The organism is Micromonospora sp. NPDC048170 (assembly GCF_040652795.1).
Classification (GTDB): domain Bacteria; phylum Actinomycetota; class Actinomycetes; order Mycobacteriales; family Micromonosporaceae; genus Micromonospora.
Map to the genome: position 1 here is coordinate 573,275 of NZ_JBEZMR010000002.1, position 22,037 is coordinate 595,311.

A 22,037-nucleotide genomic window follows, 5' to 3' on the forward strand; every position below is an offset into this window, starting at 1 on the left:
CCGACGAGGTGACCCGGGTGGCCCGCGAGGTGGGCACGGAGGGCAAGCTGGGCGGTCAGGCCCAGGTGAAGGGCGTTTCGGGTACGTGGCGGGATCTGACCGACAACGTGAACTCGATGGCGTCGAACCTGACGTCGCAGGTGCGCAACATCGCCTCGGTGACCACCGCCGTGGCGAAGGGTGACCTGTCGCAGAAGATCACCGTCGACGCCCACGGCGAGATCCTGGAACTCAAGTCCACCGTCAACACGATGGTGGACCAGTTGTCGTCGTTCGCCGACGAGGTGACCCGGGTGGCCCGCGAGGTGGGCACGGAGGGCAAGCTCGGCGGCCAGGCCCAGGTCAAGGGCGTCTCGGGCACCTGGCGGGACCTCACCGAGAACGTCAACCAGCTCGCCTCGACCCTCACCACCCAGTTGCGCGCCATCGCGCAGGTCTCCACCTCGGTGACCCGGGGCGACCTGACCCAGCGGATCGCGGTCAAGGCGCAGGGCGAGGTCGCCGAGCTGAAGGACAACATCAACCAGATGATCGTCACCCTCCGGGAGACGACCAAGAAGAACGCCGAGCAGGGCTGGCTCGACTCGAACCTGGCCCGGATCGGCGGCCTGCTCCAGGGGCAGCGGGACCTGGGCGAGGTGTGCCGCATGATCATGATGGAGGTGACTCCGCTGGTCGACGCGCAGCTCGGCGCGTTCTTCCTGGCGGACACCTCCGAGGGCGTGATGCGGCTGCGGTTGACCGCCTCGTACGGCTACGTCGCCCGGGGACAGGAGGTCACCTTCGGCCCCGGCGAGGGGCTGGTCGGCCAGACCGCCCTGTCCCGCCGGACGATCCGGATGGGCGGGGCGCCGGACGGCAAGCTGATGCTTCGCTCCGGGCTCGCCGAGACCCCGCCGGCCGACCTGGTCGTGCTGCCCGTGCTCTTCGAGGGCGAGCTGCTCGGGGTCATCGAGTTCGCCAGCGTCGCGGCCTTCTCCGAGCTGCACCTGTCGTTCCTGGAGCGGCTCGTGCTGACCACCGGCATCGCGGTCAACACCATCCAGGCCAACCGGCGTACGGAGGAACTGCTCGCGCAGTCCCAGCGGCTCGCCCACGAGTTGCAGGAGCAGTCGGCGGAGCTCCAGCGCACCAACGCCGAGCTGGAGGACAAGGCGCAGCTGCTCTCGGAACAGAAGGGCAACATCGAGACGAAGAACCGGGAGATCGAGCTGGCCCGGCTCGGCCTGGAGGAGAAGGCCCAGCAGCTCACGAGGGCGTCGGCGTACAAGTCGGAGTTCCTGGCCAACATGAGCCACGAGCTGCGTACGCCGTTGAACTCGCTGCTGCTGCTGGCCCGGCTGCTGGCCGAGAACTCGGAGCAGAACCTCACGCCGAAGCAGATCGAGTTCGCCCGGACGATCCACGGCGCCGGTTCCGACCTGCTGCGGCTGATCGACGACATCCTGGACCTGTCGAAGATCGAGGCAGGACGGATGGACGTCGAGCCCACCGAGGTCCGGTTCGACGAGATCCGCGGCTACGTGGAGCAGGCGTTCGCGCCGCAGGCCGAGGAGAAGAACCTGGACTTCCAGGTGCGGATCAGCAGGGACCTGCCGGCGGCGCTGGTCACCGACGCCCAGCGACTCCAGCAGATCCTGCGCAACCTGCTCTCCAACGCGGTCAAGTTCACCGACAACGGCGCGGTGACGCTGCGGATCGGGCCGGCGCCCGACAACACGGTCTTCGACGTGCCGGCCCTGACCAACGCACGGCAGGTCATCGCGTTCACGGTGGTCGACACCGGCATCGGCATCTCCGACGACAAGCTGTCGCTGATCTTCGAGGCGTTCCAGCAGGCCGACGGCACCACCAGCCGCCGCTACGGCGGTACGGGGCTGGGGCTGTCGATCAGCCGGGACCTGGCCCGACTGCTCGGCGGCAGCATCGTGGTGGCGTCGGCGCCCGGGCAGGGCTCGACGTTCACCCTCTTCGTGCCGGACGTGCTCGCCCCGGACGCGGTGGTCGCGCCGCTGCCGCCGTCACCGGCGCGGGCCGGACTTCCGTCCTCGCTGCTCATGCCGCCGCCGGAGCTGCCCGAACCGGCCTCCACGCCGGCCACCCGGAGGCTGGAGGGCACCACCGTGCTGATCGTCGACGACGACGTCCGGAACGTCTTCGCGCTGACCAGCGCGTTGGAACTGCACGGCCTGACCGTGTTGTACTCGGACAACGGGGCGGACGGCGTCCGCCTGCTGGCCGAGCATCCGGAGGTGGACATCGTCCTGATGGATGCGATGATGCCCGATCAGGACGGGTACGAGACGACCCGACAGATCAGGCGCAACCACCGGTTCGCCGACCTGCCGATCGTCTTCCTGACCGCGAAGGCCATGCCCGGCGACCGCGAGTCGGCGCTGGCGGCCGGCGGAAGTGACTACATCACCAAGCCCGTCGACCTGGACGAGTTGATCGAACTCATGTCGTCCTGGATCAGCGGCAGCCGAACCGAGGAGAGTTCGTGACCCAGATGGCAAAGGCGCTGCTGGTGGACGACCGCCGGGAGAACCTGATGGCCCTGGAGGCGATTCTCCAGGGGCTCCCCGTCCAGTCCGTCGCCGTCGAGAGCGGCGAGGCGGCCCTGAAGCAACTGCTGGTCGACGACTTCGCGGTGATCCTGCTCGACGCCCAGATGCCGGACATGGACGGCTTCGAGACGGCCAGCCACATCAAGCGGCGTGAGCGTACGCGGCACGTACCGATCATCTTCCTCACCGCCGCCGACCGGGACGCCCAGCTCGCGCTGCGCGGCTACGCGGTCGGCGCGGTCGACTACCTGACCAAGCCGTTCGATCCGTGGGTGCTGCGGGCCAAGGTGTCGGTCTTCGTCGAGCTGTGGGTCAAGACCCGGCAGCTCGCGGCCCAGTCGGACCTGGTGCGGGAGCGCGACACGCAGTGGCGGGTGCTGGCCGACGCGGTCGACGAGGCCACCACGCTGCTGCGCGCGGACGATCCGGAAGCCCGCGACCGGGCGGTACAACTCCTGGAACACGCCCGCTGGGGCAACACCCCCTGACCACCCGCCCCGCCCCACCCCGCCCACCCTCGCCCCACCCTCTCCCGCGCCGATCTTGCACTTTGTGCCCCGACATAGCGGTCAATGCGGACGAGAATTGGGCCGAAAGTGCAAGATCGACGCGCGGGCACGCGGGCGCGCGGGCGCGGGCACGGGACGGGTGCGGGACGGGCGCGCGGACTCGGGCACGGAGGCGCGGGTGTGGGGCGCGTGGGGGCGCCGGGGGTGGGTCAGCCGGTGGTCTGGTCGTTGCGGATCATCAGGGCGCTGCGTAGGCCGGTGATGTCCAGGACGCGGATCAGGAAGTCGCCGACATTGGTCAGCATCAGCAGGCTCTGCGCGTGGCTGGCCTTGCGGCTGAGTACGACGAGGGTGCCCAGGCCCTGTGAGTCGCAGAAGGTGACCCCGCCGAGGTCGAGGACGATCCGCGGCGGCGGATCGACGAGCACCTCGTTGACGACGGTCGACAGTTGGGCGGCCGTGAGCATGTCGATCTCACCGGCCAGGCGAAGCACAGCTTCGTCGCCCGCCCGGTGTAGCGTGATGGACAGTTCGGCACGATCCACCGGGTCAGCCTAGCGCGATCCGGGCGACCCGGCCTGTCGAGCGGCCGGCGACAGAGCCCCGTCAGGCGGAACGCACGGCGCGGGTGGCCGGATCACCCTCCTTCGACCTCGTGTCGGACCGCAGCACGACCCGCTCCCGCGAAGGAAACGCGAGGGGACGCAGACCCGAGTCAGGGCGCCGGAACCAGCCCGACCCGGGCGACGGGCGTGACGCCGCCCGGGAGCGCGGGAGGGGCCGGCACGGGTGAGCCGGGTAACCCCCGTGCGGGGTGCCTGCAGATTCGCCGTCCGACGCTGACACAATGGCGGCATCGTGACCGATATGTTTCCCGCCGGACCCGGCCGTTACCCGGCCGAAGCACCGGCCTCCGAGGCCCTGTTCGACCGCGCCAAGGCCATCGTGCCCGGCGGGGTGAACTCCCCCGTGCGCGCGTTCCGTGCCGTCGGCGGCACGCCGCGCTTCATGGTCCGGGGGGAGGGTCCCTGGCTGTACGACGCCGACGACCGGCGCTACGTCGACCTGGTCTCCTCCTGGGGCCCCCTGATCCTGGGCCACGCGCATCCGGAGGTGGTGGACGCGATCAGGTCGGCCGCGACCCGGGGCACCAGCTTCGGCACCCCCACTCCGGGTGAGGTCGAGCTGGCCACCGAGATCGTCGACCGCACCCCGGTCGAGCAGGTCCGGCTGGTCAACTCCGGCACCGAGGCCACCATGTCGGCGATCCGGCTGGCGCGCGGCTTCACCGGCCGCTCCCGGATCGTGAAGTTCTCCGGCTGCTACCACGGGCACTCCGACGGCCTGCTGGCCGCCGCCGGCTCGGGCGTCGCCACCCTCGGCCTGCCCGATTCGCCGGGGGTGACCGGCGCGGCGGCGGGTGACACGATCGTGCTGCCGTACAACGACGTCGCCGCCGTGGAGCAGGCGTTCGCCGCCGAGGGCCAGCACATCGCCGCGATCATCACCGAGGCCGCCGCCGGCAACATGGGCGTGGTCGCCCCGCGCGACGGTTTCAACTCCCAGCTCGCCCGGATCGCGCACGCGCACGGCGCGCTGCTCATCGTCGACGAGGTGATGACCGGGTTCCGGGTCTCCCGCGCCGGTTGGCACGGCCTCGACCCCTCCGATGCCGACCTGTGGACGTACGGCAAGGTCATGGGGGGTGGGCTGCCGGCCGCGGCGTTCGGCGGGCGCGCGGAGATCATGGAACGACTGGCCCCCGCCGGCCCGGTCTACCAGGCCGGCACCCTCTCCGGTAACCCGCTGGCCTGCGCCGCCGGCCTGGCCACCCTGCGGCTGGCCGACGACGCGCTCTACCGCAGGCTGGACGAGACGGCCGCCGCCGTGGGCAGGCTCGCCGCCGACGCGCTCTCCGCCGCCGGGGTCCCGCACCGGCTGTCGTACGCGGGAAACATGTTCTCGATCTTCTTCACCGACGCCGACGTGGTCGACTACGACAGCGCCCGCACGCAGCAGGTGCCCGCGTTCAAGGCGTTCTTCCACGCGATGCTCGCCAGCGGTGTCTACCTGCCGCCGAGCGCGTTCGAGGCGTGGTTCGTGTCGGCGGCGCTGGACGACGCCGCTCTGGAGCAGATCGCCGCCGCACTGCCGGTGGCGGCCAGCGCTGCGGCAGCGGCAGGTCACGGGGGGTAGCGGTGAGCGCGAGGAGTGAGCCGGGTTTGCGAGCCCCGCAGTCGCGAACGAAGGGCGTAGCGGTGAGCGCGAGGAGTGAGCCGGGTTTGCGAGCCCCGCAGTCGCGAACGAAGGGGGCGCAGCGGTGAGCAAGACGGTGGTCCACGTGCTGCGGCACGGCGAGGTGCACAACCCGGACGGCATCCTCTACGGCCGGCTGCCGGGCTTCCGCCTCTCCGAGCTCGGCGTGCAGATGGCGAAGGCCGCCGCGCAGGGGCTGGCCGAGCGGGAGGTCGTGCACGTGGTGGCCAGCCCGCTGGAACGCGCCCAGCAGACGGCCGAGCCGATCGCCGCGCAGTTCGGGTTGCCGGTCGGGGTGGACGAGCGGCTCATCGAGAGCGCCAACTGGTTCGAGGGCAAGAAGGTCTCTCCCGGCGACGGCTCCTTCCGGGATCCGCGCAACTGGTGGGTGCTGCGGGACCCGGTCACGCCGTCCTGGGGCGAGGCCTACCGGGTCATCGCGGAGCGGATGTTCGCCGCCCTGCACGCCGCCCGGGTGGCCGCCGAGGGACGCGAGGCGGTGCTGGTCTCGCACCAGCTCCCGATCTGGACGCTGCGCCGGCACGTCGAACGCAAGCGGCTCTGGCACGACCCGCGCCGGCGCCAGTGCGGGCTGGCCAGCCTCACCTCGTTCCACTTCGACGGTGCCAAGGTGGTCGGCATCGGCTACTCCGAGCCGGCCGCCCACCTGGTCGCGATGTCGTCGACAGCCCGGACGGCCAAGGGAGCCTGATGAACGCCCGGAGGTTCACCGCGGGTCTGCTCGCCACCATCGTGACGGTGGCGTTGGCCGGTTGCTCGTCGCGCGACCGGGAGGAGGCCTGCGACACCCGGGAGGGCGTCATCGAGTGCGCCCCCGACCAGCGTTCTGCCCCTCCGAAGCTCGCCGGTGAGCTGCTCACCGGCGGCAGCTACGACGTGGCGAAGGACCGTGGCCAGGTCGTGGTCGTCAACTTCTGGGGCTCGTGGTGCGCGCCGTGCCGGGCCGAGGCGGACGACCTGGAGGGCACGTACCAGGCCACCAGGGCGTCCGGGGTGACCTTCCTGGGCGTCAACATCCAGGACCAGCGGGACAAGGCGCTCGCCTTCGAGGAGAGCTTCAAGATCACCTACCCGAGCCTGTTCGACCCGCCGAGCCGGCTGGCGCTCGCCCTCGACATCGCGCCGAACACCATCCCGGCCACCGTCGTGCTGGACCGGGACGGCCGGATCGCCGTGGTGATCCGGGCGGCGGTCAAGCGGGAGAGCTTCCAGCCCATCGTCGAGCGGATCGCGGCCGAGCAACCGGCGCCCAACGGTTCACGCTGATGGGCGAGACGTTCCGGGAACTCGCCCAGTCGGGTCCGCTGCTGCTCGCCATCGGCGCGGCGGCGCTCGCCGGGCTGGTCAGCTTCCTCTCCCCGTGCGTGCTCCCGCTGCTGCCGGGCTACCTGTCGTACGTCACGGGCCTCGCCGGCGCGGACCTCGAAACCCGCCCACGGGCGAGGAAGGGCACCCCGGCAGCGGAAGGAGCCCTTCCCGACGCAGACAGCGCCGACAACGGCGGCAGCGGTGGCAGCGGTCCGGTGGCGGTGCGGGAGCGCACCGCGTCGGCCACGGTCGCGGTCAAGGGCCGGGTGCTGGCCGGCACGCTGCTGTTCATCGGCGGCTTCACCGTCGTCTTCACCGCCACCGCCATCCTGTTCGCCACCGTCGGCAGGGTCTTCTTCGAGTACGAGCGGACGCTGGAGATCGTCGTCGGCGCGCTGATCGTCGTGCTCGGGCTGAGCTACGTCGGGGTGGTCCCGGGGATGCAGCGGGAGTTCCGCATCCAGCGGCTGCCCGCCGCCGGGCTGCTCGGCGCCCCGGTGTTCGGCGCGGTCTTCGCGCTGAGCTGGGTGCCCTGCGTCGGCCCGACGCTCGGCGCGGTGCTCGGCATGGCAGCAGTCGAGGGTAAGACCGACCGGGCCGTGGTGCTCGCCGTGGCGTACTGCCTCGGGTTGGGGATACCGTTCGTCGTCTTCGGGCTGGGCTTCGAACGCCTGCTCGGGGTCTTCCGCGCCATCCGGCGCAACAGCCGCTGGATCACCCGGGTGGGTGGTGCGCTGCTGATCCTGATCGGCCTGGCGCTGGTCACCGGCGGCTGGACGAACTTCGTGATCTGGTTGCAGACCACCGTAGGGGTGGGCGAGGTGAGCATCTGATGACCGCCGTCGACGAGCGGCCGGCACCGCCCGCCCAGGCTCCCCGGAGTCGGCCCAACCGCCTGCTGGCCCTGCTACGCAACTCGTGGCGGCAGCTCACCAGCATGCGTACGGCCCTGGTGCTGCTCTTCCTGCTCGCGGTGGCCGCCATCCCCGGCTCGGTGCTGCCGCAGCGCGGGGTCAACCCGGAGGACGTGCGGGACTACTTCACCGCGTACCCCGACCTGGCCCCGGTGCTGGACCGGATCGGCGCCTTCGAGGCGTTCGGCTCGGTCTGGTTCTCCGCCATCTACCTGCTGCTCTTCACCTCGCTGATCGGCTGCATCACGCCCCGGCTGCGCGACCACGTACGGGCGCTGCGGTCGAAGCCGCCGGCCGCACCGAAGCGGCTGGACCGGCTGCCGCAGCACACGGTGCTGCCCGCGCCGGAGGGTGGCGCCGCGGCGATCGCGGAGGCGCTGCGCCGGCGGCGCTGGCGGGTGGTGGTGCGCGGCGACGAGGTCTCCGCCGAGAAGGGCTACCTCAAGGAGACCGGCAACCTGCTCTTCCACAGCTCGATGGTGGTCGTGCTGGTCGGCGTGGCGCTCGGCTCCTGGTACGGCTGGAGCGGCAACAGGTTGCTGGTCGCCGGCGAGGAGAACGCGTTCTGCAACACCCGCCAGCAGTACGCCGAGAGCAAGCTCGGGCCCCGGGTGGGCGCCGCCGACCTGCCCGGCTTCTGCGTCCGGCTCGACGACTTCGAGGCCCGGTTCATCGAGTCGGGGCAGCCGGAGTTCTTCAACGCCAAGGTGACCGTCGACGAGGACGGCGGCGAGCGGCGGCAGGCCAACTTCTCGGTCAACTCGCCGCTGCGCCTCGACGGCGCGAACGTCTACCTGCTCGGCCACGGCTACGCCCCGGTGATCCGCTACACCGACCGGTTCGGTCGTAGCCAGACCAGTGCGGTGCCGTTCCTGACCACCGGTGACATCGGGCTGACGAGCGAGGGGCTGGCGGCCTTCCCGGACATCAACGTCGACCCGGCCACCGGCAGCCGGGACCCGAACCTCCAGATGGCCTTCTCCGGCCTCTACCTGCCGACCGCGCCGGCCGCCGCGCCGTTCGCCCGCTCCGAGTACCCGACCGAGCGGAATCCCGCGCTGAACCTCGTCGCCTACCGGGGCAACCTGGGCATGGACGCCGGCATCCCCGGCTCGATCTACAAGCTGGACCAGCGGCAGGTGAGCGCCGGCAAGGTCAAGGAGGTCGGCACGAAGCTGCTCCGCAAGGGCGAGACCTGGAAGCTGGACGACGGCACCACTGTCGAGTTCCTGGACACGAAGCCGTACATCACCCTGTCGGTCCGGTACGACCCCGGCTCGACGTTGCTGCTGGTCAGCTCCGCCGTCCTGCTGGTCGGGCTGATGGGCTCGCTGTTCGGGCGGCGCCGCCGGGTCTTCTTCCGGGTGCTTCCGGCCGACCCGGCGAGTGGATCTCCGACGAGCGGTAGTAGTTTGGTCGAGGCCGGTGGCCTGCCGCGCACCGACCATCCCGGGTTCGCCGACGAGTTCGCGCAACTCGTGGCCGCGATCGGTGGCGACGGGCGGCCGGACGAGGAGGCCGGTGTCGATCGTGACGGCGGCGACCGGGCCGGAGCGCGAGAAGGAGCCGAGTGATGTCCGCACTCTCCGATCAGCTGGTGTCGTTCGCGATCCTGGTGTACCTGGTCGCGATGATCTGCCACGCCGTCGAGTACGCGCTCGGCAACGCCCGGGCGCGGACTGCGGCGCCCGCCCGCGAGCTGGTCGGGGCCGGCGTCGGCGCGGCCGGAGGCGTCATCCCGGAGAGTCCCGTCGCGAACGGGGCGTCGGCGGCCGAGCGCACCGCCCGGCGCGCCCGGCTGGCGGGTCTGTTCGCCGTCGGCGCCACCGCGCTCGGGTCGCTGCTGCACCTCGGGGCGCTGGTCACCCGCGGCCTCGCCGCCGACCGGATGCCCTGGGGCAACATGTACGAGTTCGTGCTCACGGTCACCTGGATCGGCGCCGCCGCCTGGCTGGTGGTGCTCTGGAAGCGCCCGCAGCTGCGCCGCCTCGGGCTGTTCCTGTCGCTGGTGATGGTGCTGCTGGTGGCGACCGCCGAGCTGGTGCTCTACACCCCGATCGTGCCCCTGGTGCCGGCACTCAACTCGTACTGGTTCATCATCCACGTCTCGACGATCGTGTTCGCCTCCGGCATCTTCCTGCTGGGCGCGGTGCCGGCGGTGGCGTTCCTGATGCGCAGCGGCTACGAGCGGGGCAGGCGGAGCTTCCCGTACACGCTGGCGAAGCGGCTGCCGGCGGCGGCGGCGCTGGAGCGGCTGACCTTCGTGCTGCACGCCTTCGCGTTCCCGATCTTCACCTTCGCGGTGATCGCCGGGGCGATCTGGGCCGAGGCGGCCTGGGGGCGGCCCTGGGGCTGGGACCCGAAGGAGACCTGGTCGTTCATCTCCTGGGTGATCTACGCCGGCTACCTGCACGCCCGGGCCACGCCGAGCGTGAAGCGGAACGTGGCGACCTGGCTGGCCATCGTCGGCTTCCTCACCATGCTGATGAACCTGTTCGGCGTGAACATCTTCTTCGAGGGCCTGCACTCGTACGGCGGCCTGGACTGAGTCTCCGTCTTCCACGCTGTGTAGAACCACACTTCTCACCCGGGTCGGTGTGCTGGCCGGGCCGGGTGCGCGCCGATCACCGTTCCGGCCGGCCGGCGGGCAGGTCCAGCGTCTGGTCGATCGCGTCCAGCACCTCCGGCTTGTCCGCCTTGGCGCTGCGCAGCAGGTCGACGACGACCATCCGGATCTGGCCGATGGACGTGCTGACCGGCAACGACTGGTCGTGCCGGAGCAACGGGGCCATCGCCTGGACGGTGTCGACCGCGATCCTCCCCGCCTGGTCGGCATGCCTGTCGGCCGCGTCGCTCTCGCCGGAGACGACGGCGGCGAGCACCGCGGCGGCACAGTCCGTCAGCTGACTCAGCGAGGCCAGCGCGGTGCCGAGTTGTGGCGGCGTCGGATCCGGCAGCCGGGTGAGTGTCACTGCCGAGCGCGCCAGCGTCCGGGTGTTGCGGACGGCGTAGTCGACCTGGTCGACGGTGGCTCGGGCGGCCTGGACCCGAGGGCGGCTGCGCCGTTCCCAGATCGCGAGACGCAGGTTCTCGTCGGCGACCAGCACGGCCCTGCGGAGCGCGGCGGTACGCGAGTCCAACTGCCGTGCCCGGTCGAGCACGGCCCGGGCCGCCTTCTCGTCGTGTCGTTGCACTGCCTGACGGATGCTGTCCAGCACCCCGGACAACTCCGTGAACGCCCGCCGCCCCTCGGCGTCCAGTGGCGCCAGCGGCGAGCGTGCGCCGGCAACCTGGGTGATCAGCAACGCGATGGTGCCACCGATCAGCGCGTCGTAGAGGCGGGTCGGCTCCAGTTCCTTGTTCGGCGGGACCACGGCGACCAGAAAGAGCGCGGACGTCGTCAACTGGTTCCGGACGACGCCCGCGGCACCGGCGGCGATCGACAGCCCGGCCGCGGCCAGGATGACGACGAAGATGGCGGCGGTGGAGCGGGCACCGAGCAGCCAGATGGCGACCTCGCCGAGGACCACCCCGACCGCGATCCCGACCAGGACCCGGATCGCCTGCCCCAGCCGTACGCCCCGGGCCTGGGACAGGACGATCAGCGCGGCTGCCGGTGCGTAGAACGCCGCGCTGTCGTCACCACCGTGCGGGCCGCCGATGAGGCGGCTGGCGACGAACCAGGACGCGGTCGCCCCCAGGGTCACCGCCGCCAGCAGTTGCCAACCGCTTCGCAGGCGGTCCCAGGCGGTACGGAACCAGTGCGCCAGCCGGGCCACGCGCGTCCTCCCCATCGCTGGTTCAACGACGTGACCGGCCGTTCGTCGTTCGGCGGTGCGGTCTCTTCCGCAGCGCGGTTTCGGGTTCCCGCCCGCCGGGTGGGTCAGCCGCCGAACCAGCCGGGCACGTCGAGGCGGAACGGGTTGGCCGGGGTGACCGCGCGCAGGTCGTCCTCCAGGGCGGCGACCCGGTCGGTGCCGAGGGCGGTGGCCCACCCCTGCCGCAGCTGGTCGAAGACGGCCGCCGAGCGGCGCAGGCCGTCCAGGCCGTGCGGGGTCATCCGGACCAGCTTGCGCCGGGCGTCGTGTGGGTCGTCGGCGCGTTCCAGGTAGCCCAGGGCGACCAGCCGGTCCACCGTCTTTCCGGCCGCCTGCTTGGAGACGCCGAGTCGCTGGCCCAGCTCGGTGGCGGTGGTGCCCTCGCCGCCGACGGCCTGGAGGACGAAGCCGTGCAGGGGCCGCAGCTCAGGGTGCCCCTGTCGGGCCAGCTCCGCGTGCAGGTCGTCGATGAGCGTCCGGAAGCCGGCCAGCAGCAGCAGGGGCAGCAGGAAGCCGGGCCGGTCGGGTTCAGCCGTTGCCACGTTCGACAACCTGGTTTACGATTTCGACAACCACGTTGACGATTCTACGTCACGCGCGGCGCGCCGCCGATCCGGCCGCGCCGCCCCTCCCCGACCCTGAGAGCAGGCTCCCCGTGTCCCCGTTCACCGCGCACACCGTCGACACCGCCCCCGCCGCCGCCCGGCCGACCATCGAGGGGGTACGCCGCAGGCTCGGGCACCTGCCCGCCGCCGTCGGCCTGATGGCCGAGTCCCCGGAACTGCTCAACGGCTTCCTCGCCGTCAACGGCATCTTCGAGAGCTGCGCGCTCGACCCGGTCGAGCGGGAGGTCGTCGTGCTGACCGTGGCCACCCGCAACGAGTGCCACCTCTGCGTCGCCATGCACACCGCCACCCTCACCCGGCACGGCGCCGCGCCGGAGCTGATCGAGGCGCTCCGCGCCGGCACGCCCCTGCCCGACGGCCGGCTGGAGGCGCTGCGGCGCTTCACCGTCGCCGTACTCGACCACCGGGGCGCGGTGCCCGAGGAGGGGACGCGCGCCTTCCTGGCGGCCGGCTACCAGCCCCGGCACGCCCTGGACGTCGTCCTCGGCGTCGGCACGTACACCATCTCCACCTTCGCCAACCGGCTCACCGGCGCCCCGCTCGACCCGCCCGTGGCCGCGTACGCCTGGGTACCGGTCCCGTGATCGCCGGTGTCACACCACCCGGCGTGGTTGCGGCCCCGACCGGTGCGGGAGACTGGCAGGCATGGCTGCTCGTGGCTTCCCGTACACGGATCTCAAGGACTTTCTCGCGGCGCTGGAGCGCGCGGGCGAACTGCGGCGGGTGAGCGCGCCGGTCGACCCCACCCTGGAGATCAGCGAGGTCGTCACCCGGACCGTTCGTGCGGGCGGCCCGGCGTTGCTCTTCGAGCGGCCGACCCGGGGCGAGATGCCGGTGGCGATCAACCTGTTCGGCACCGAGAAGCGGATGGCGATGGCGCTCGGCGTCGAGAGTCTCGACGAGATCGGCGAGCGGATCGGCAACATGCTCAAGCCGGAGTTGCCGATGGGCCTCTCCGGGATGATGGACGGCCTCGGCAAGGTCATGCAGCTGAAGTCGATGCCGCCGAAGAAGGTCAAGACCGCCCCCTGCCAGCAGGTGGTCTACCGCGGCGACGACGTCGACCTGAACCGGCTGCCGGGGCTGCAGGTCTGGCCGGGCGACGGCGGGATCTTCCACAACTTCGGGCTGACCCACACCAAGCACCCCGAGACCGGCAAGCGCAACCTGGGGCTGTACCGGTTGCAGCAGCACTCGCGGAACACCATCGGCATGCACTGGCAGATCCACAAGAACTCCACGGCGCACCACGCGGTCGCCGAGCGGCTCGGGCAGCGGCTGCCGGTGGCGATCGCCATCGGTACGGACCCCGCGGTCGCCTACTCGGCCAGCGCGCCACTTCCCGCCGACATCGACGAATACCTGTTCGCCGGGTACCTGCGCGGCGAGCGGGTCGAGATGACGGACTGCCTGACGGTCCCGTTGCAGGTGCCGGCGCACGCGCAGATCGTCCTGGAGGGCTACATCGAGCCGGGTGAGCGGCTTCCGGAGGGCCCGTTCGGCGACCACACCGGCTTCTACACGCCGGTGGAGCCCTTCCCGGTGATGCACATCGAATGCATGACCATGCAGCGCGACCCGGTCTACCACTCGATCGTCACGTCGCAGCCGCCCCAGGAGGACCACGGCCTCGGCAAGGCCACCGAGCGGATCTTCGCGCCGTTGCTGCGCTTCCTGATCCCGGACATCGTCGACTACGACCTGCCTGCCGCCGGGGTCTTCCACAACTGCGCGATCGTGTCGATCCGCAAGCGCTACCCGAAGCACGCGCAGAAGGTCATGAACGCGATCTGGGGCGCGCACATGATGTCGCTGACCAAGCTGATCGTGATCGTCGACGAGGACTGCGACGTGCACGACTACAACGAGGTCGCGTTCCGCGCCTTCGGCAACGTCGACTACGCCCGCGACCTGCTGCTCACCGAGGGCCCGGTGGACCACCTGGACCACGCGTCGTACCAGCAGTTCTGGGGCGGCAAGGCGGGCGTCGACGCCACCCGCAAGCTGCCCACCGAGGGCTACACCCGGGGCTGGCCCGAGGAGATGCGGATGGCCCCCGAGGTCGTCTCCCTGGTCGACAAGCGCTGGAAGGAGTACGGCATCTGATGCCCACACCCTCCGATCCCCGCGATCTTGCAGTTTCGGCCCCCGATTCGCCTGGTTCGTCCGCCTCTGTCGGGGCGGCGAGTGCAAGATCGCGGGGGAAGGTGCGGGCCTTCCTCGACCTCGTGGCGATCGAGCACTCCGTGTTCGCGTTGCCGTTCGCGTACCTGTCGGCGTTGACCGCCATGCAGGTCAACGGAGGGCGGGTGCGGTGGGGGGACCTGCTGCTGATCACCGTGGCGATGGTCGGCGCGCGGACGTTCGCGATGGCCGCCAACCGGATCCTGGACCGCCGGATCGACGCGCGGAACCCGCGTACCGCCGCCCGGGAGCTGGTCACCGGGGCGGTCAGCGTGCGGACGGCCTGGACCGGCGCAGCCGTCGCGCTCGTGGTCTTCCTCGCCGCCGCCGCCCTGCTCAACCCGCTCTGCCTGGTGCTCGCGCCGCTGGCCGTGGTGCCGCTGATCGTCTACCCGTACGGCAAGCGGTTCACCAACTGGCCGCACGCCATCCTGGCTGTCGCCCAGGCAGTCGGCCCGGTCGGCGCCTGGCTGGGCGTCACCGGCACCCTCGACGGCTCCTGGCCGGCCTGGCTGCTCGGCGTGGCCGTCGGCCTCTGGATCGGCGGGTTCGACCTCATCTACGCCTGCCAGGACGCCGAGGTCGACCGGCAGATCGGCGTGCACAGCGTGCCGGCCCGCTACGGGCTGCGGTTCGCGCTGCACGCCTCCACCGTCGCGCACGTGGTGACGTTCGCGCTCTTCATCTGGTTCGGGGCGCTGGTCGGCTTCGGCTGGCTCTGGTGGATCGGGCTGGCGCTGACCGCGTTCGCCTTCGGCTACCAGCACCTGGTCGTCAGCCCGACCGACCTGAGCAAGGTGAACCGGGCCTTCTTCACCGCCAACGGCTTCGTCGGCATCGCGCTGTTCGTGTTCGCCCTGCTCGACCTGGTGATCCGCCTCGGCCTGCGGGCCTGACCGCCGATCCTGCCGGACCAGGCCGGGCGGGCCGTTGCCGGCCCTACCGGTGCCAGCCGGCGGCGGGCGTGTCCGGTCCTGGCCGTCAGGAAGGGGCACTTCCTCTACCGGAAGCGTCAACAAGGTGCCCTTCCTTACTGCCGTAGCGGGTGCTCTCCAGGGTCCAGTCGACGGTGGCCCGGACGGCGTTCGCCACCCCGTCGAGGTGGTCGGCGACCGCCTGATCCAGCGCCGGACCGAACGACGGCACCGCCGCGCGCAGCTCGACGAAGCGCCCCATCGACGCCCGCCAGCGCTCGGCGGTCAGCCCGACCGCGGTCCGCACCGGCACCCGCTGCTCGGCCGCGATCGCGAGGACCAGGTTGTGCCCGCCGGAGGTCGCCTCGTCCCGCTCCAGCGAGGCGAGGTCGTTGTACCAGGAGAGCAGGTCGTTGCCCGTGTCGGCGATCTCGCGCAGCAGCGGGTGGTGGTGGACCGGGTCGGGCAGCGGGCGCCCGGTGACGAACTCCACCAGCGGATACGACACGTACGCGGCGGAGGTGGCGCGCCGCAGCACGACGTACTCGGCGACGCCGGGGCGGCGCCCGGCCGCCTTGTTCACGGCCTCCCGCCACACGCCGTCGAGGTGGTCGGCGACGGCCCCGGCGAAGCGCCGCCGCCAGCGGGCCGGCATCCGCCGGCGCGGCTCCCGCCACCCGTGCACCAGCAGCCGCCTCAACGGTCCGGTCAGGCCGGCGTGCCGGAGCCGGGGACCGGAGTGCAGCAGGGTCAGCGCGCCGGCGCGCAGCGCCCGGATCTGGTCGATGCCGTGCCGACCCGGCCCGTCGCACGCGTCGTCGACCAGGAAGAACCAGGTGAACAGGGCCGTCAACGCCCGGAGGTCGGCCTCGGCGGCGCCCGGATAGAGACGGCCGGCGTACCGGGCGAACCCGGCGCGGGAAGCCCGTTGCAGCGCCGCCTCGTCCAGCGGCAGGCCGAGGCCCGGAAGCAGGTCGTCGACCAGCCACCGCTGCACCCTGTCGGCGTACGGCGAGAGCCGGGGCGGGACGGGGCACTCGGACCGTAGCGACCAGAGAACCTCGCCGGTCGTCACCGAGTCCCTCCCCGCATGCGATTCGCCCACATGGGAATCGCACCGGCAGCATGTCAGGTCGCCAGGAGGAGCGTGTTCCCGGTCGCCCGACGCAACCGGCGCGCGGGGGACATCACGGACGCTCCGGGCGGGGGTGCCCGACGCCGGAAGAAGGCGACCAGGCAGGCTGGAGGGCATGCGCGAACCATGGGTGGTCGGAGTCTCCGGGGCGTCCGGCACGCCGTACGCGGCTGCCGTCGTGCGGGCGCTGCTCGACGCCGGCGAGCCGGTGGACCTGATCGTCTCCCGGGCCGCCCGGCTGACCGTCCTGGACGAAACCGGTCGCCCGTTCCGGGACGGACACTGGGCCGACGACCTCGCCGCCTGGCTGGGCCGCGACCTCGCGGGAGCCGACGTGCGGCACTGGCCCGCCGGCGACCTGGCCGCCGGCCCGAGCAGCGGCTCCTACCGGGTGCGCGGGATGGCGGTGGTGCCGGCGAGCACGGCGGCCTGCGCCGGCATCGCGATCGGGCTCTCCAAGGACCTGTTGCAGCGGGCCGCCGAGGTCAACCTCAAGGAGCGCCGGCCGGTGGTGGTGGTGCCCCGGGAGACGCCGGTGACCCGTAGCCACCTGGAGCACCTCATCGCGCTGCACGACGCCGGAGCGGTGGTGCTGCCGGCCAGCCCCGGCTTCTACGGCGCGGGGGCGGCGGCCTCCGCCCCGCAACTCGTCGACTTCGTGGCCGGCAAGGTGCTGGACGCCCTCGGCGTACGGCACACGCTGTTCCGTCGTTGGTCGGGTGAGCTGGGCGCGGCGCGGGAGTGACCCCGGGGCGCGGCCAACCGGAACGCGGACCGGAACTGGAGCCCGGTCCGCGTGATGATCCGCACCGTTCAATACATGCCGGCGTTGGCCGGGCCCGGCCCGGTCGAGGCGGCCGGCCCCGCGTTGCGCGGTTTGCCACCTTCTTCCGCCTCGTCCAACATGCCCTCCCCCTCAAGCAGGGCCCGCACCTCGGATTCCCGAAACCGGCGGTGCCCGCCTGGAGTCCGGATGCTGCCTATCCGGCCCGCCGCTGCCCATCGCGTCACCGTTTTCGGGTCAACCCGAAACAGTGCGGCAACTTCACCCGGTGTCAGCAGGCGATCTCCAGTGTCCACAGCCCCCTCCTCGCGTCGACGAAGCCCCCGGCTGAACACACTGCCCCCGGCCGGTGCGAGCCCAGAGCCGTCATGAGGGACGTATGGCAATTACAGCACCAGCGACCTGGCCTGTCCGCCAAACGCGAAAAACGCACTGAGTGGGAAGTTAGGAAATATTACCTGCGTACGGCACCTTTCACTGTGGATTTCTGAACGACTACACGCCGTCATGTTCAACGCGTACCGGGTGCCCGACGTTACGCCCGGACCGCTAGGGTCACTCTCCGTGGACGCCATCGACCTGAGCCTCGTGGAGTTGCTGCGCGGCAACGCCCGCCTCTCCTACGCCGAGTTGGCCCGCCAGGTCGGCCTCTCCGCGCCAGCCGTGCACGAACGGGTCGGCAAGCTCGAGTCCGGCGGCGTGATCCGGGCCTACCGGGCGGAGGTGGAGCCCGAGGCGGTCGGCCTCGGCGTCACCGCGCTCATCAGCATCGTCGAGGACTCCGGCGGCGACACCGACGACGTGCTGGAGGCGTTCCGGCGGATGCCCGAGATCGAATCCTGCTACTTCATGGCCGGCGTCGAGTCGTTCCTGCTCAAGGCCCGGGTCGGCACCATCGCCGAGCTGGAACAGCTGATAGTGCGGCTGAACCGGACCCCGGGCGTCGCCTCCACCCGCACCGGCATCGCCCTCTCCACCAAGTGGGAGAACCGGCCACAGGCCCTGGGAAACCCCGCCACCTGAACCGCCCGCCCCGCCCGCCGGCCCCGCCCGGCCGGCCGGGGCCGCTGCGGACCGAACCGGCTTGCTAGGTTTCGAACGTGACTCATCTCGACCGGTGCGACGAGACCAGCCGGCGCTGGGTGACCGAGGCGATCGCCGCCGTCGAGGCGGACGCCAACCGCTCCGCCGACACCCACCTGCTGCCGTTCCCGCTGCCCCGGGCGTGGGGAATCGACCTCTACCTCAAGGACGAGTCGGTGCACCCGACCGGCTCGCTCAAGCACCGCCTGGCCCGCTCGCTCTTCCTCTACGGGCTCTGCAACGGCTGGATCGGCCCGCAGACCACGATCGTGGAGGCGTCCTCCGGGTCGACGGCGGTCTCCGAGGCGTACTTCGCGCGGATGCTGGGGCTGCCGTTCATCGCGGTCATGCCCGCCTCCACCTCGCCCGAGAAGATCGCCCAGATCGAGTTCCAGGGTGGCCGCTGCCACCTCGTGGACGACCCGGCCAAGGTGGTCGTCGAGGCCCGCTGGCTGGCGGAGGACTCCGGCGGGCACTTCATGGACCAGTTCACCTACGCCGAGCGGGCCACCGACTGGCGGGGCAACAACAACATCGCCGAGTCGATCTACGCGCAGCTCGCCCTGGAACGGCACCCCGTGCCGGCGTGGATCGTGGTGGGAGCGGGCACGGGCGGCACCAGCGCCACCATCGGCCGGTACGCCCGCTACCAGCGGCTGCCCACCAAGCTGTGCGTGGTCGACCCGGAGAACTCCGCGTTCTATCCCGCCTGGCAGGCCGCCGACTGGTCGGTGCGCACCGGGCGCGGCTCCCGCATCGAGGGGATCGGCCGGCCCACCGTGGAGGCGTCGTTCGTGCCGTCGGTGGTGGACCGGATGGTCCAGGTGCCCGACGCCGCCTCGCTGGCCGCCATGCGTGCCGGCTCGGCCGTGCTCGGCCGCCGGGTGGGCGGCTCGACCGGCACCAACCTGTGGGGTGCCTTCGGGCTCATCGCGGAGCTGCTCGCCGAGGGCCGCACCGGCTCGGTGGTCACCCTGATCTGCGACGCCGGCGACCGCTACGCCGACACCTACTACGCCGACGAGTGGCTGGCCGCCCAGGGGCTCGACCCGACCCCGCACCTGGCGACGGTCGAGCGCTTCCTCAGCACCGGGGCCTGGCCGGCCTGAGCCGCCGGAGGGCGCCGGCAGCCGGTCAGCGCGGGTCGACCCGCTCGGCCAGCCCGGGGTAGCGCACCACGTAGCCGTCGCCGTCGAGGTCGATGTCGGCGGTGAAGGTGTCGCTGGCGAAGCGGACCCGGCCGGGGCCGAGCGCGGTGTAGACCTGCTCGGCGGGCACCACCATCAGGCTGGGCACCAGCACCCAGGCGACGTCGATCCGGTGCGGGGTGTCGGCCGCAGCGGCGGTCAGCCCGAGCCGGTGCACCGGCAGGCTGTTGAACAGCGCCGCGCCGCCGAGGTCGACGTCCAGCGCCCCGGCCAGCCGGTCCGGGTCGTCGGTGCCAGGGAGCCCGACCTGCGGATGGCCGGCCGCCCGCAGCGCCGCGTCCAGGTCACCCTGCTCGGAGGTGGTCACCCGCCACCCGTCGGCCATCCGTTCCAGGCGTACGCTGCGCAGCCAGCCGGTGCCCTCCGCCTCCACCTCGACCCGGGAGCTGGCCCACTGCGGGTCGGTGGCGAGCTGGTAGCGGCAGGTGTAGGGGACCGGGTCGACGGCTGTCAGAGTGCCCCGCGCCGTCAGCCCCCGGCCGTCGTCGAACAGCGCGTGCTCCGCTCCGGCGGTGTCCGTCCGGGTCCAGAAGAGCGACTTCGGCATGGTCGGCATGAGCCGGACGTTACGCGACCCGGCCGACACCGGCAGCGGATGTGGAAACGCCGTCGCGGGGCGTGGGCCCCGCGACGGCGTCCAGAGACGATGCTGTCGATCAGTGGGTACGTGCCGGCGGACGCCCGCCGAAGCCCCGCCGCTCGTCGCGCGGCCGGTCGTCGCGTCCCCGACCCTCGGGCCGGAAGCCACCCCGGTCGCCGAAGCGGCGTTCGCCCTGCGGCCGGTCCCCGTAACCACGGCCGTCGGTCGGCCGGTCACCGTAGCCACGGCTCTCGGTCGGCCGGTCCCCGTAGCGGCGTTCGCCCTGCGGCCGGTCGCCGTAACCACGCCCGTCGGCCTGCCGGTCGCCGTAGCTGCGGCGGTCGGTCGGCCGGTCGCCATAGCCACGGCTCTCGGAAGGCCGGTCGCCGTAGCGGCGCTCACCCTGCGGCCGGTCCCCGTAGCCGCGGCTCTCGCTGCGGTCGCCGTAGCGCCGCTCACCTTGTGGACGGTCGTAGCCGCGGGTCTCGGTGGGCCGGTCGCCGTAGCGGCGTTCGCCCTGTGGGCGGTCGCCGTAGCCGCGGCCCTGGGTGGGTCGGTCGCCGTAGCGGCGTTCGCCCTGCGGCCGGTCCCCGTAACGGCGCGGGCCGCCCTGCCGGTCGCCGTGCCGGCGCGGCTCCTCGGGCTCGTTGCGGACCGGGACGCCGCTCGGCTCGCGGGCGCCGGTCAGCTCGGCGAGCGCCGGGTCGCCGACCCGCACCCGGGTCTCGGCCGGCGCCACGCCGGCCTTCTCCAGCATGGCGAGCGTGGTCCGGCGCTGCTTCGGCAGCACCAGCGTGGCCACCGCGCCCGACTCGCCGGCCCGGGCGGTACGACCCGCACGGTGCAGGTAGTCCTTCGGGTCCTTCGGCGGGTCGACGTGCAGCACCAGCGAGACGCCGTCGACGTGGATGCCCCGTGCCGCCACGTCCGTGGCGACCAGGACGTTCATCCGGCCCTCACGGAACTCGGCCAGCGTGCGGGTACGCATCCGCTGGGTCTTGCCGCCGTGCAGCCCACCCGCCCGTACGCCGACGGCAGCCAGCTGCTCGACCAGCCGGTCGACGCCGAGCTGGGTCCGGGCGAAGACCATCGTCCGACCGTCCCGGGCCGCGATGGACGCCGCGACCGGGAACTTGTCGTGCGGCGGGATCAGCAGCATGTGGTGGTCCATGGTGGACACCGACGCGGTGGACGGGGCGGTGGAGTGCGTCACCGGGTCGGTCATGAACCGCTTGACCAGCGCGTCGACGTCGCCGTCCAGGGTCGCCGAGAAGAGCAGCCGCTGGGAGCCGGCCGGCGTCTTCGACAGCAGCTCGGTGACCTCGGGCAGGAAGCCCATGTCGGCCATCTGGTCGGCCTCGTCGAGGACGGTGATCTCGATCTCGTCCAGGTGGCAGACACCCCGGGCGATCAGGTCACCCAGCCGGCCCGGGGTGGCCACGATGATCTCCACCCCACGCCGGAGGGCGTCGATCTGCCGGTCGTACGGCACGCCGCCGACAGCGGTCTTCAGGAACACACCGACGGCCTTGCCGAGCGGCACCAGCGCGTCGTTGACCTGCATGGCGAGTTCCCGGGTGGGCACCAGGACCAGGGCGCGGGGCCGCAGCGGCCGGGCCCGGTTGCGGTCGGCCACCAGGGCCAGCAGGGGCAGGCCGAAGGCCAGGGTCTTACCGGAGCCGGTCTGGCCCCGACCGAGGACGTCCCGGCCGGCGAGCGCGTCCGGCATGGTGGCGCGCTGGATCTCGAACGGGGTGGTGATGCCCTGCCGGGCGAGCGCGTGGACCAGTGGCTGGGGCAGCCCCAGCGCGGCGAAGTCGGCGGCCTCGGGCGTCACCGGGGCGGCCTGGTCCTGGAGGGTGGTGTCCTGCTCGACGACGGTCTGCGCGTCGGCGGTGTCGAGGGCGGACGGCAGCGTGCTGGATTCAGCAAAGGTGGTCAAGAAATGCCTTTCGAGCGGGGCGCATCTTCGCGATGGCCTGCCGCAGCTGAACGCCGCCGAATCGCCCGCAAGATCGCCCATGGGCGCGCAGGACGCGCGCCGGGTCAGTGATCTCCACCAGTGTACGGCGATCGGACGAACCCGCCACCGGACCACGGATGGGTAGTGGGCGGGCTCACCATCGTCGT

21 protein-coding genes are annotated in these 22,037 nt (G+C 72.0%); 14 read left to right on the forward strand and 7 right to left on the reverse strand.

Annotated elements, in window-relative coordinates; translation table 11 throughout:
- Both AB0D32_RS06205 and AB0D32_RS06210 read left to right on the forward strand, forming a co-directional pair.
- Nucleotides 1–2,504, forward strand: a 2,504-nt coding sequence (locus AB0D32_RS06205) for an ATP-binding protein (protein WP_357085492.1), incomplete at its 5' end; no start/stop codon positions are given.
- Complete coding sequence (locus tag AB0D32_RS06210; protein WP_357085494.1) at nucleotides 2,501–3,055, forward strand: response regulator; 555 nt, start codon at nucleotides 2,501–2,503, stop codon at nucleotides 3,053–3,055. The genes AB0D32_RS06205 and AB0D32_RS06210, both read left to right, overlap by 4 nt.
- 230 nt (nucleotides 3,056–3,285) lie before the next feature.
- Here the strand turns inward: AB0D32_RS06210 and AB0D32_RS06215 are convergent, their stop codons facing one another.
- Nucleotides 3,286–3,621 (reverse strand): STAS domain-containing protein, encoded by a 336-nt coding sequence (locus AB0D32_RS06215; protein WP_357085496.1) that lies wholly within the window; start codon nucleotides 3,619–3,621, stop codon nucleotides 3,286–3,288.
- A gap of 313 nt (nucleotides 3,622–3,934) precedes the next feature.
- On the opposite strand from AB0D32_RS06215, the gene hemL reads away from it, so the two are divergent.
- The 6 genes from hemL to ccsB all read left to right on the forward strand — a co-directional run bounded on the left by hemL (nucleotide 3,935) and on the right by ccsB (nucleotide 10,123).
- Entirely contained in the window at nucleotides 3,935–5,272 is a 1,338-nt protein-coding gene (gene hemL, locus AB0D32_RS06220; protein WP_357085498.1) for a glutamate-1-semialdehyde 2,1-aminomutase, read from the forward strand.
- A 124-nt stretch (nucleotides 5,273–5,396) separates the two neighbouring features.
- Nucleotides 5,397–6,044, forward strand: a complete 648-nt coding sequence (locus tag AB0D32_RS06225; RefSeq protein ID WP_357085500.1) for a histidine phosphatase family protein — start codon at nucleotides 5,397–5,399, stop codon at nucleotides 6,042–6,044.
- Nucleotides 6,044–6,619 (forward strand): TlpA disulfide reductase family protein, encoded by a 576-nt coding sequence (locus AB0D32_RS06230; RefSeq protein WP_357085502.1) that lies wholly within the window; start codon nucleotides 6,044–6,046, stop codon nucleotides 6,617–6,619. The genes AB0D32_RS06225 and AB0D32_RS06230 overlap by 1 nt, the downstream gene beginning before the upstream one ends.
- Nucleotides 6,619–7,494 carry a cytochrome c biogenesis protein CcdA gene (locus AB0D32_RS06235; RefSeq protein WP_357085505.1) on the forward strand — a complete coding sequence of 292 codons (876 nt, stop codon included), beginning with the start codon at nucleotides 6,619–6,621 and terminating at the stop codon, nucleotides 7,492–7,494. Before AB0D32_RS06230 ends, AB0D32_RS06235 begins: the two co-directional genes overlap by 1 nt.
- Nucleotides 7,494–9,149, forward strand: coding sequence for a cytochrome c biogenesis protein ResB (locus AB0D32_RS06240; protein WP_357085507.1), 1,656 nt, complete (start codon nucleotides 7,494–7,496; stop codon nucleotides 9,147–9,149). The genes AB0D32_RS06235 and AB0D32_RS06240 overlap by 1 nt, the downstream gene beginning before the upstream one ends.
- A complete protein-coding gene (ccsB, locus tag AB0D32_RS06245; protein ID WP_357085509.1) occupies nucleotides 9,149–10,123 on the forward strand; it encodes a c-type cytochrome biogenesis protein CcsB in 975 nt (324 codons plus the stop codon). Before AB0D32_RS06240 ends, ccsB begins: the two co-directional genes overlap by 1 nt.
- Nucleotides 10,124–10,199: 76 nt before the next feature.
- Here the strand turns inward: ccsB and AB0D32_RS06250 are convergent, their stop codons facing one another.
- Both AB0D32_RS06250 and AB0D32_RS06255 read right to left on the reverse strand, forming a co-directional pair.
- A complete protein-coding gene (locus AB0D32_RS06250; RefSeq protein WP_357085511.1) occupies nucleotides 10,200–11,354 on the reverse strand; it encodes an FUSC family protein in 1,155 nt (384 codons plus the stop codon).
- Nucleotides 11,355–11,458: 104 nt separating this feature from the next.
- The gene (locus AB0D32_RS06255; protein ID WP_357085513.1) at nucleotides 11,459–11,935 is read right to left on the reverse strand and encodes a helix-turn-helix domain-containing protein; all 477 of its coding nucleotides are present in this window, start codon (nucleotides 11,933–11,935) and stop codon (nucleotides 11,459–11,461) included.
- Between the two features lie 113 nt (nucleotides 11,936–12,048).
- On the opposite strand from AB0D32_RS06255, the gene AB0D32_RS06260 reads away from it, so the two are divergent.
- The 3 genes from AB0D32_RS06260 to mqnP all read left to right on the forward strand — a co-directional run bounded on the left by AB0D32_RS06260 (nucleotide 12,049) and on the right by mqnP (nucleotide 15,099).
- Nucleotides 12,049–12,603: a carboxymuconolactone decarboxylase family protein gene (locus AB0D32_RS06260; protein WP_357085516.1), complete on the forward strand. Its 555-nt coding sequence runs from the start codon at nucleotides 12,049–12,051 to the stop codon at nucleotides 12,601–12,603.
- A 61-nt stretch (nucleotides 12,604–12,664) separates the two neighbouring features.
- The gene (locus AB0D32_RS06265; protein ID WP_357085518.1) at nucleotides 12,665–14,125 is read left to right on the forward strand and encodes a menaquinone biosynthesis decarboxylase; all 1,461 of its coding nucleotides are present in this window, start codon (nucleotides 12,665–12,667) and stop codon (nucleotides 14,123–14,125) included.
- A complete protein-coding gene (gene mqnP, locus AB0D32_RS06270; protein WP_357085520.1) occupies nucleotides 14,125–15,099 on the forward strand; it encodes a menaquinone biosynthesis prenyltransferase MqnP in 975 nt (324 codons plus the stop codon). The genes AB0D32_RS06265 and mqnP overlap by 1 nt, the downstream gene beginning before the upstream one ends.
- 85 nt (nucleotides 15,100–15,184) lie before the next feature.
- Here mqnP and AB0D32_RS06275 read toward each other — a convergent pair whose 3' ends face one another.
- Complete coding sequence (locus AB0D32_RS06275) at nucleotides 15,185–16,192, reverse strand: terpene synthase (RefSeq protein ID WP_357085522.1); 1,008 nt, start codon at nucleotides 16,190–16,192, stop codon at nucleotides 15,185–15,187.
- A gap of 175 nt (nucleotides 16,193–16,367) precedes the next feature.
- On the opposite strand from AB0D32_RS06275, the gene AB0D32_RS06280 reads away from it, so the two are divergent.
- On the forward strand, nucleotides 16,368–16,997 hold the full coding sequence (locus tag AB0D32_RS06280) for a UbiX family flavin prenyltransferase (RefSeq protein ID WP_357085525.1): 630 nt from the start codon (nucleotides 16,368–16,370) through the stop codon (nucleotides 16,995–16,997).
- A gap of 68 nt (nucleotides 16,998–17,065) precedes the next feature.
- On the opposite strand, the gene AB0D32_RS06285 is transcribed toward AB0D32_RS06280, so the two are convergent.
- Entirely contained in the window at nucleotides 17,066–17,332 is a 267-nt protein-coding gene (locus AB0D32_RS06285; protein WP_357085527.1) for a BldC family transcriptional regulator, read from the reverse strand.
- Between the two features lie 268 nt (nucleotides 17,333–17,600).
- Between AB0D32_RS06285 and AB0D32_RS06290 the strand changes: the two genes are divergently transcribed.
- Nucleotides 17,601–18,059, forward strand: coding sequence for an Lrp/AsnC family transcriptional regulator (locus AB0D32_RS06290; RefSeq protein WP_357085529.1), 459 nt, complete (start codon nucleotides 17,601–17,603; stop codon nucleotides 18,057–18,059).
- A 77-nt stretch (nucleotides 18,060–18,136) separates the two neighbouring features.
- Complete coding sequence (locus AB0D32_RS06295) at nucleotides 18,137–19,228, forward strand: PLP-dependent cysteine synthase family protein (protein WP_357085532.1); 1,092 nt, start codon at nucleotides 18,137–18,139, stop codon at nucleotides 19,226–19,228.
- 25 nt (nucleotides 19,229–19,253) lie between these two features.
- On the opposite strand, the gene AB0D32_RS06300 is transcribed toward AB0D32_RS06295, so the two are convergent.
- Nucleotides 19,254–19,883, reverse strand: a complete 630-nt coding sequence (locus AB0D32_RS06300) for a putative glycolipid-binding domain-containing protein (RefSeq protein ID WP_357085534.1) — start codon at nucleotides 19,881–19,883, stop codon at nucleotides 19,254–19,256.
- A gap of 100 nt (nucleotides 19,884–19,983) precedes the next feature.
- Complete coding sequence (locus tag AB0D32_RS06305; protein ID WP_357085536.1) at nucleotides 19,984–21,849, reverse strand: DEAD/DEAH box helicase; 1,866 nt, start codon at nucleotides 21,847–21,849, stop codon at nucleotides 19,984–19,986.
- Between the last annotated feature and the right edge of the window lie 188 nt (nucleotides 21,850–22,037).

Excerpts from the sequence above, each read along its gene's own strand:
- AB0D32_RS06230 (WP_357085502.1), top strand. The coding sequence starts at position 6,044 with ATGAACGCCCGGAGGTTCACCGCGGGTCTGCTCGCCACCATCGTGACG.
- AB0D32_RS06235 (WP_357085505.1), top strand. The coding sequence starts at position 6,619 with ATGGGCGAGACGTTCCGGGAACTCGCCCAGTCGGGTCCGCTGCTGCTC.
- AB0D32_RS06240 (WP_357085507.1), top strand. The coding sequence starts at position 7,494 with ATGACCGCCGTCGACGAGCGGCCGGCACCGCCCGCCCAGGCTCCCCGG.
- ccsB (WP_357085509.1), top strand. The coding sequence starts at position 9,149 with ATGTCCGCACTCTCCGATCAGCTGGTGTCGTTCGCGATCCTGGTGTAC.
- AB0D32_RS06265 (WP_357085518.1), top strand. The coding sequence starts at position 12,665 with ATGGCTGCTCGTGGCTTCCCGTACACGGATCTCAAGGACTTTCTCGCG.
- mqnP (WP_357085520.1), top strand. The coding sequence starts at position 14,125 with ATGCCCACACCCTCCGATCCCCGCGATCTTGCAGTTTCGGCCCCCGAT.
- AB0D32_RS06280 (WP_357085525.1), top strand. The coding sequence starts at position 16,368 with ATGCGCGAACCATGGGTGGTCGGAGTCTCCGGGGCGTCCGGCACGCCG.
- AB0D32_RS06300 (WP_357085534.1), bottom strand. The coding sequence starts at position 19,883 with ATGCCGACCATGCCGAAGTCGCTCTTCTGGACCCGGACGGACACCGCC.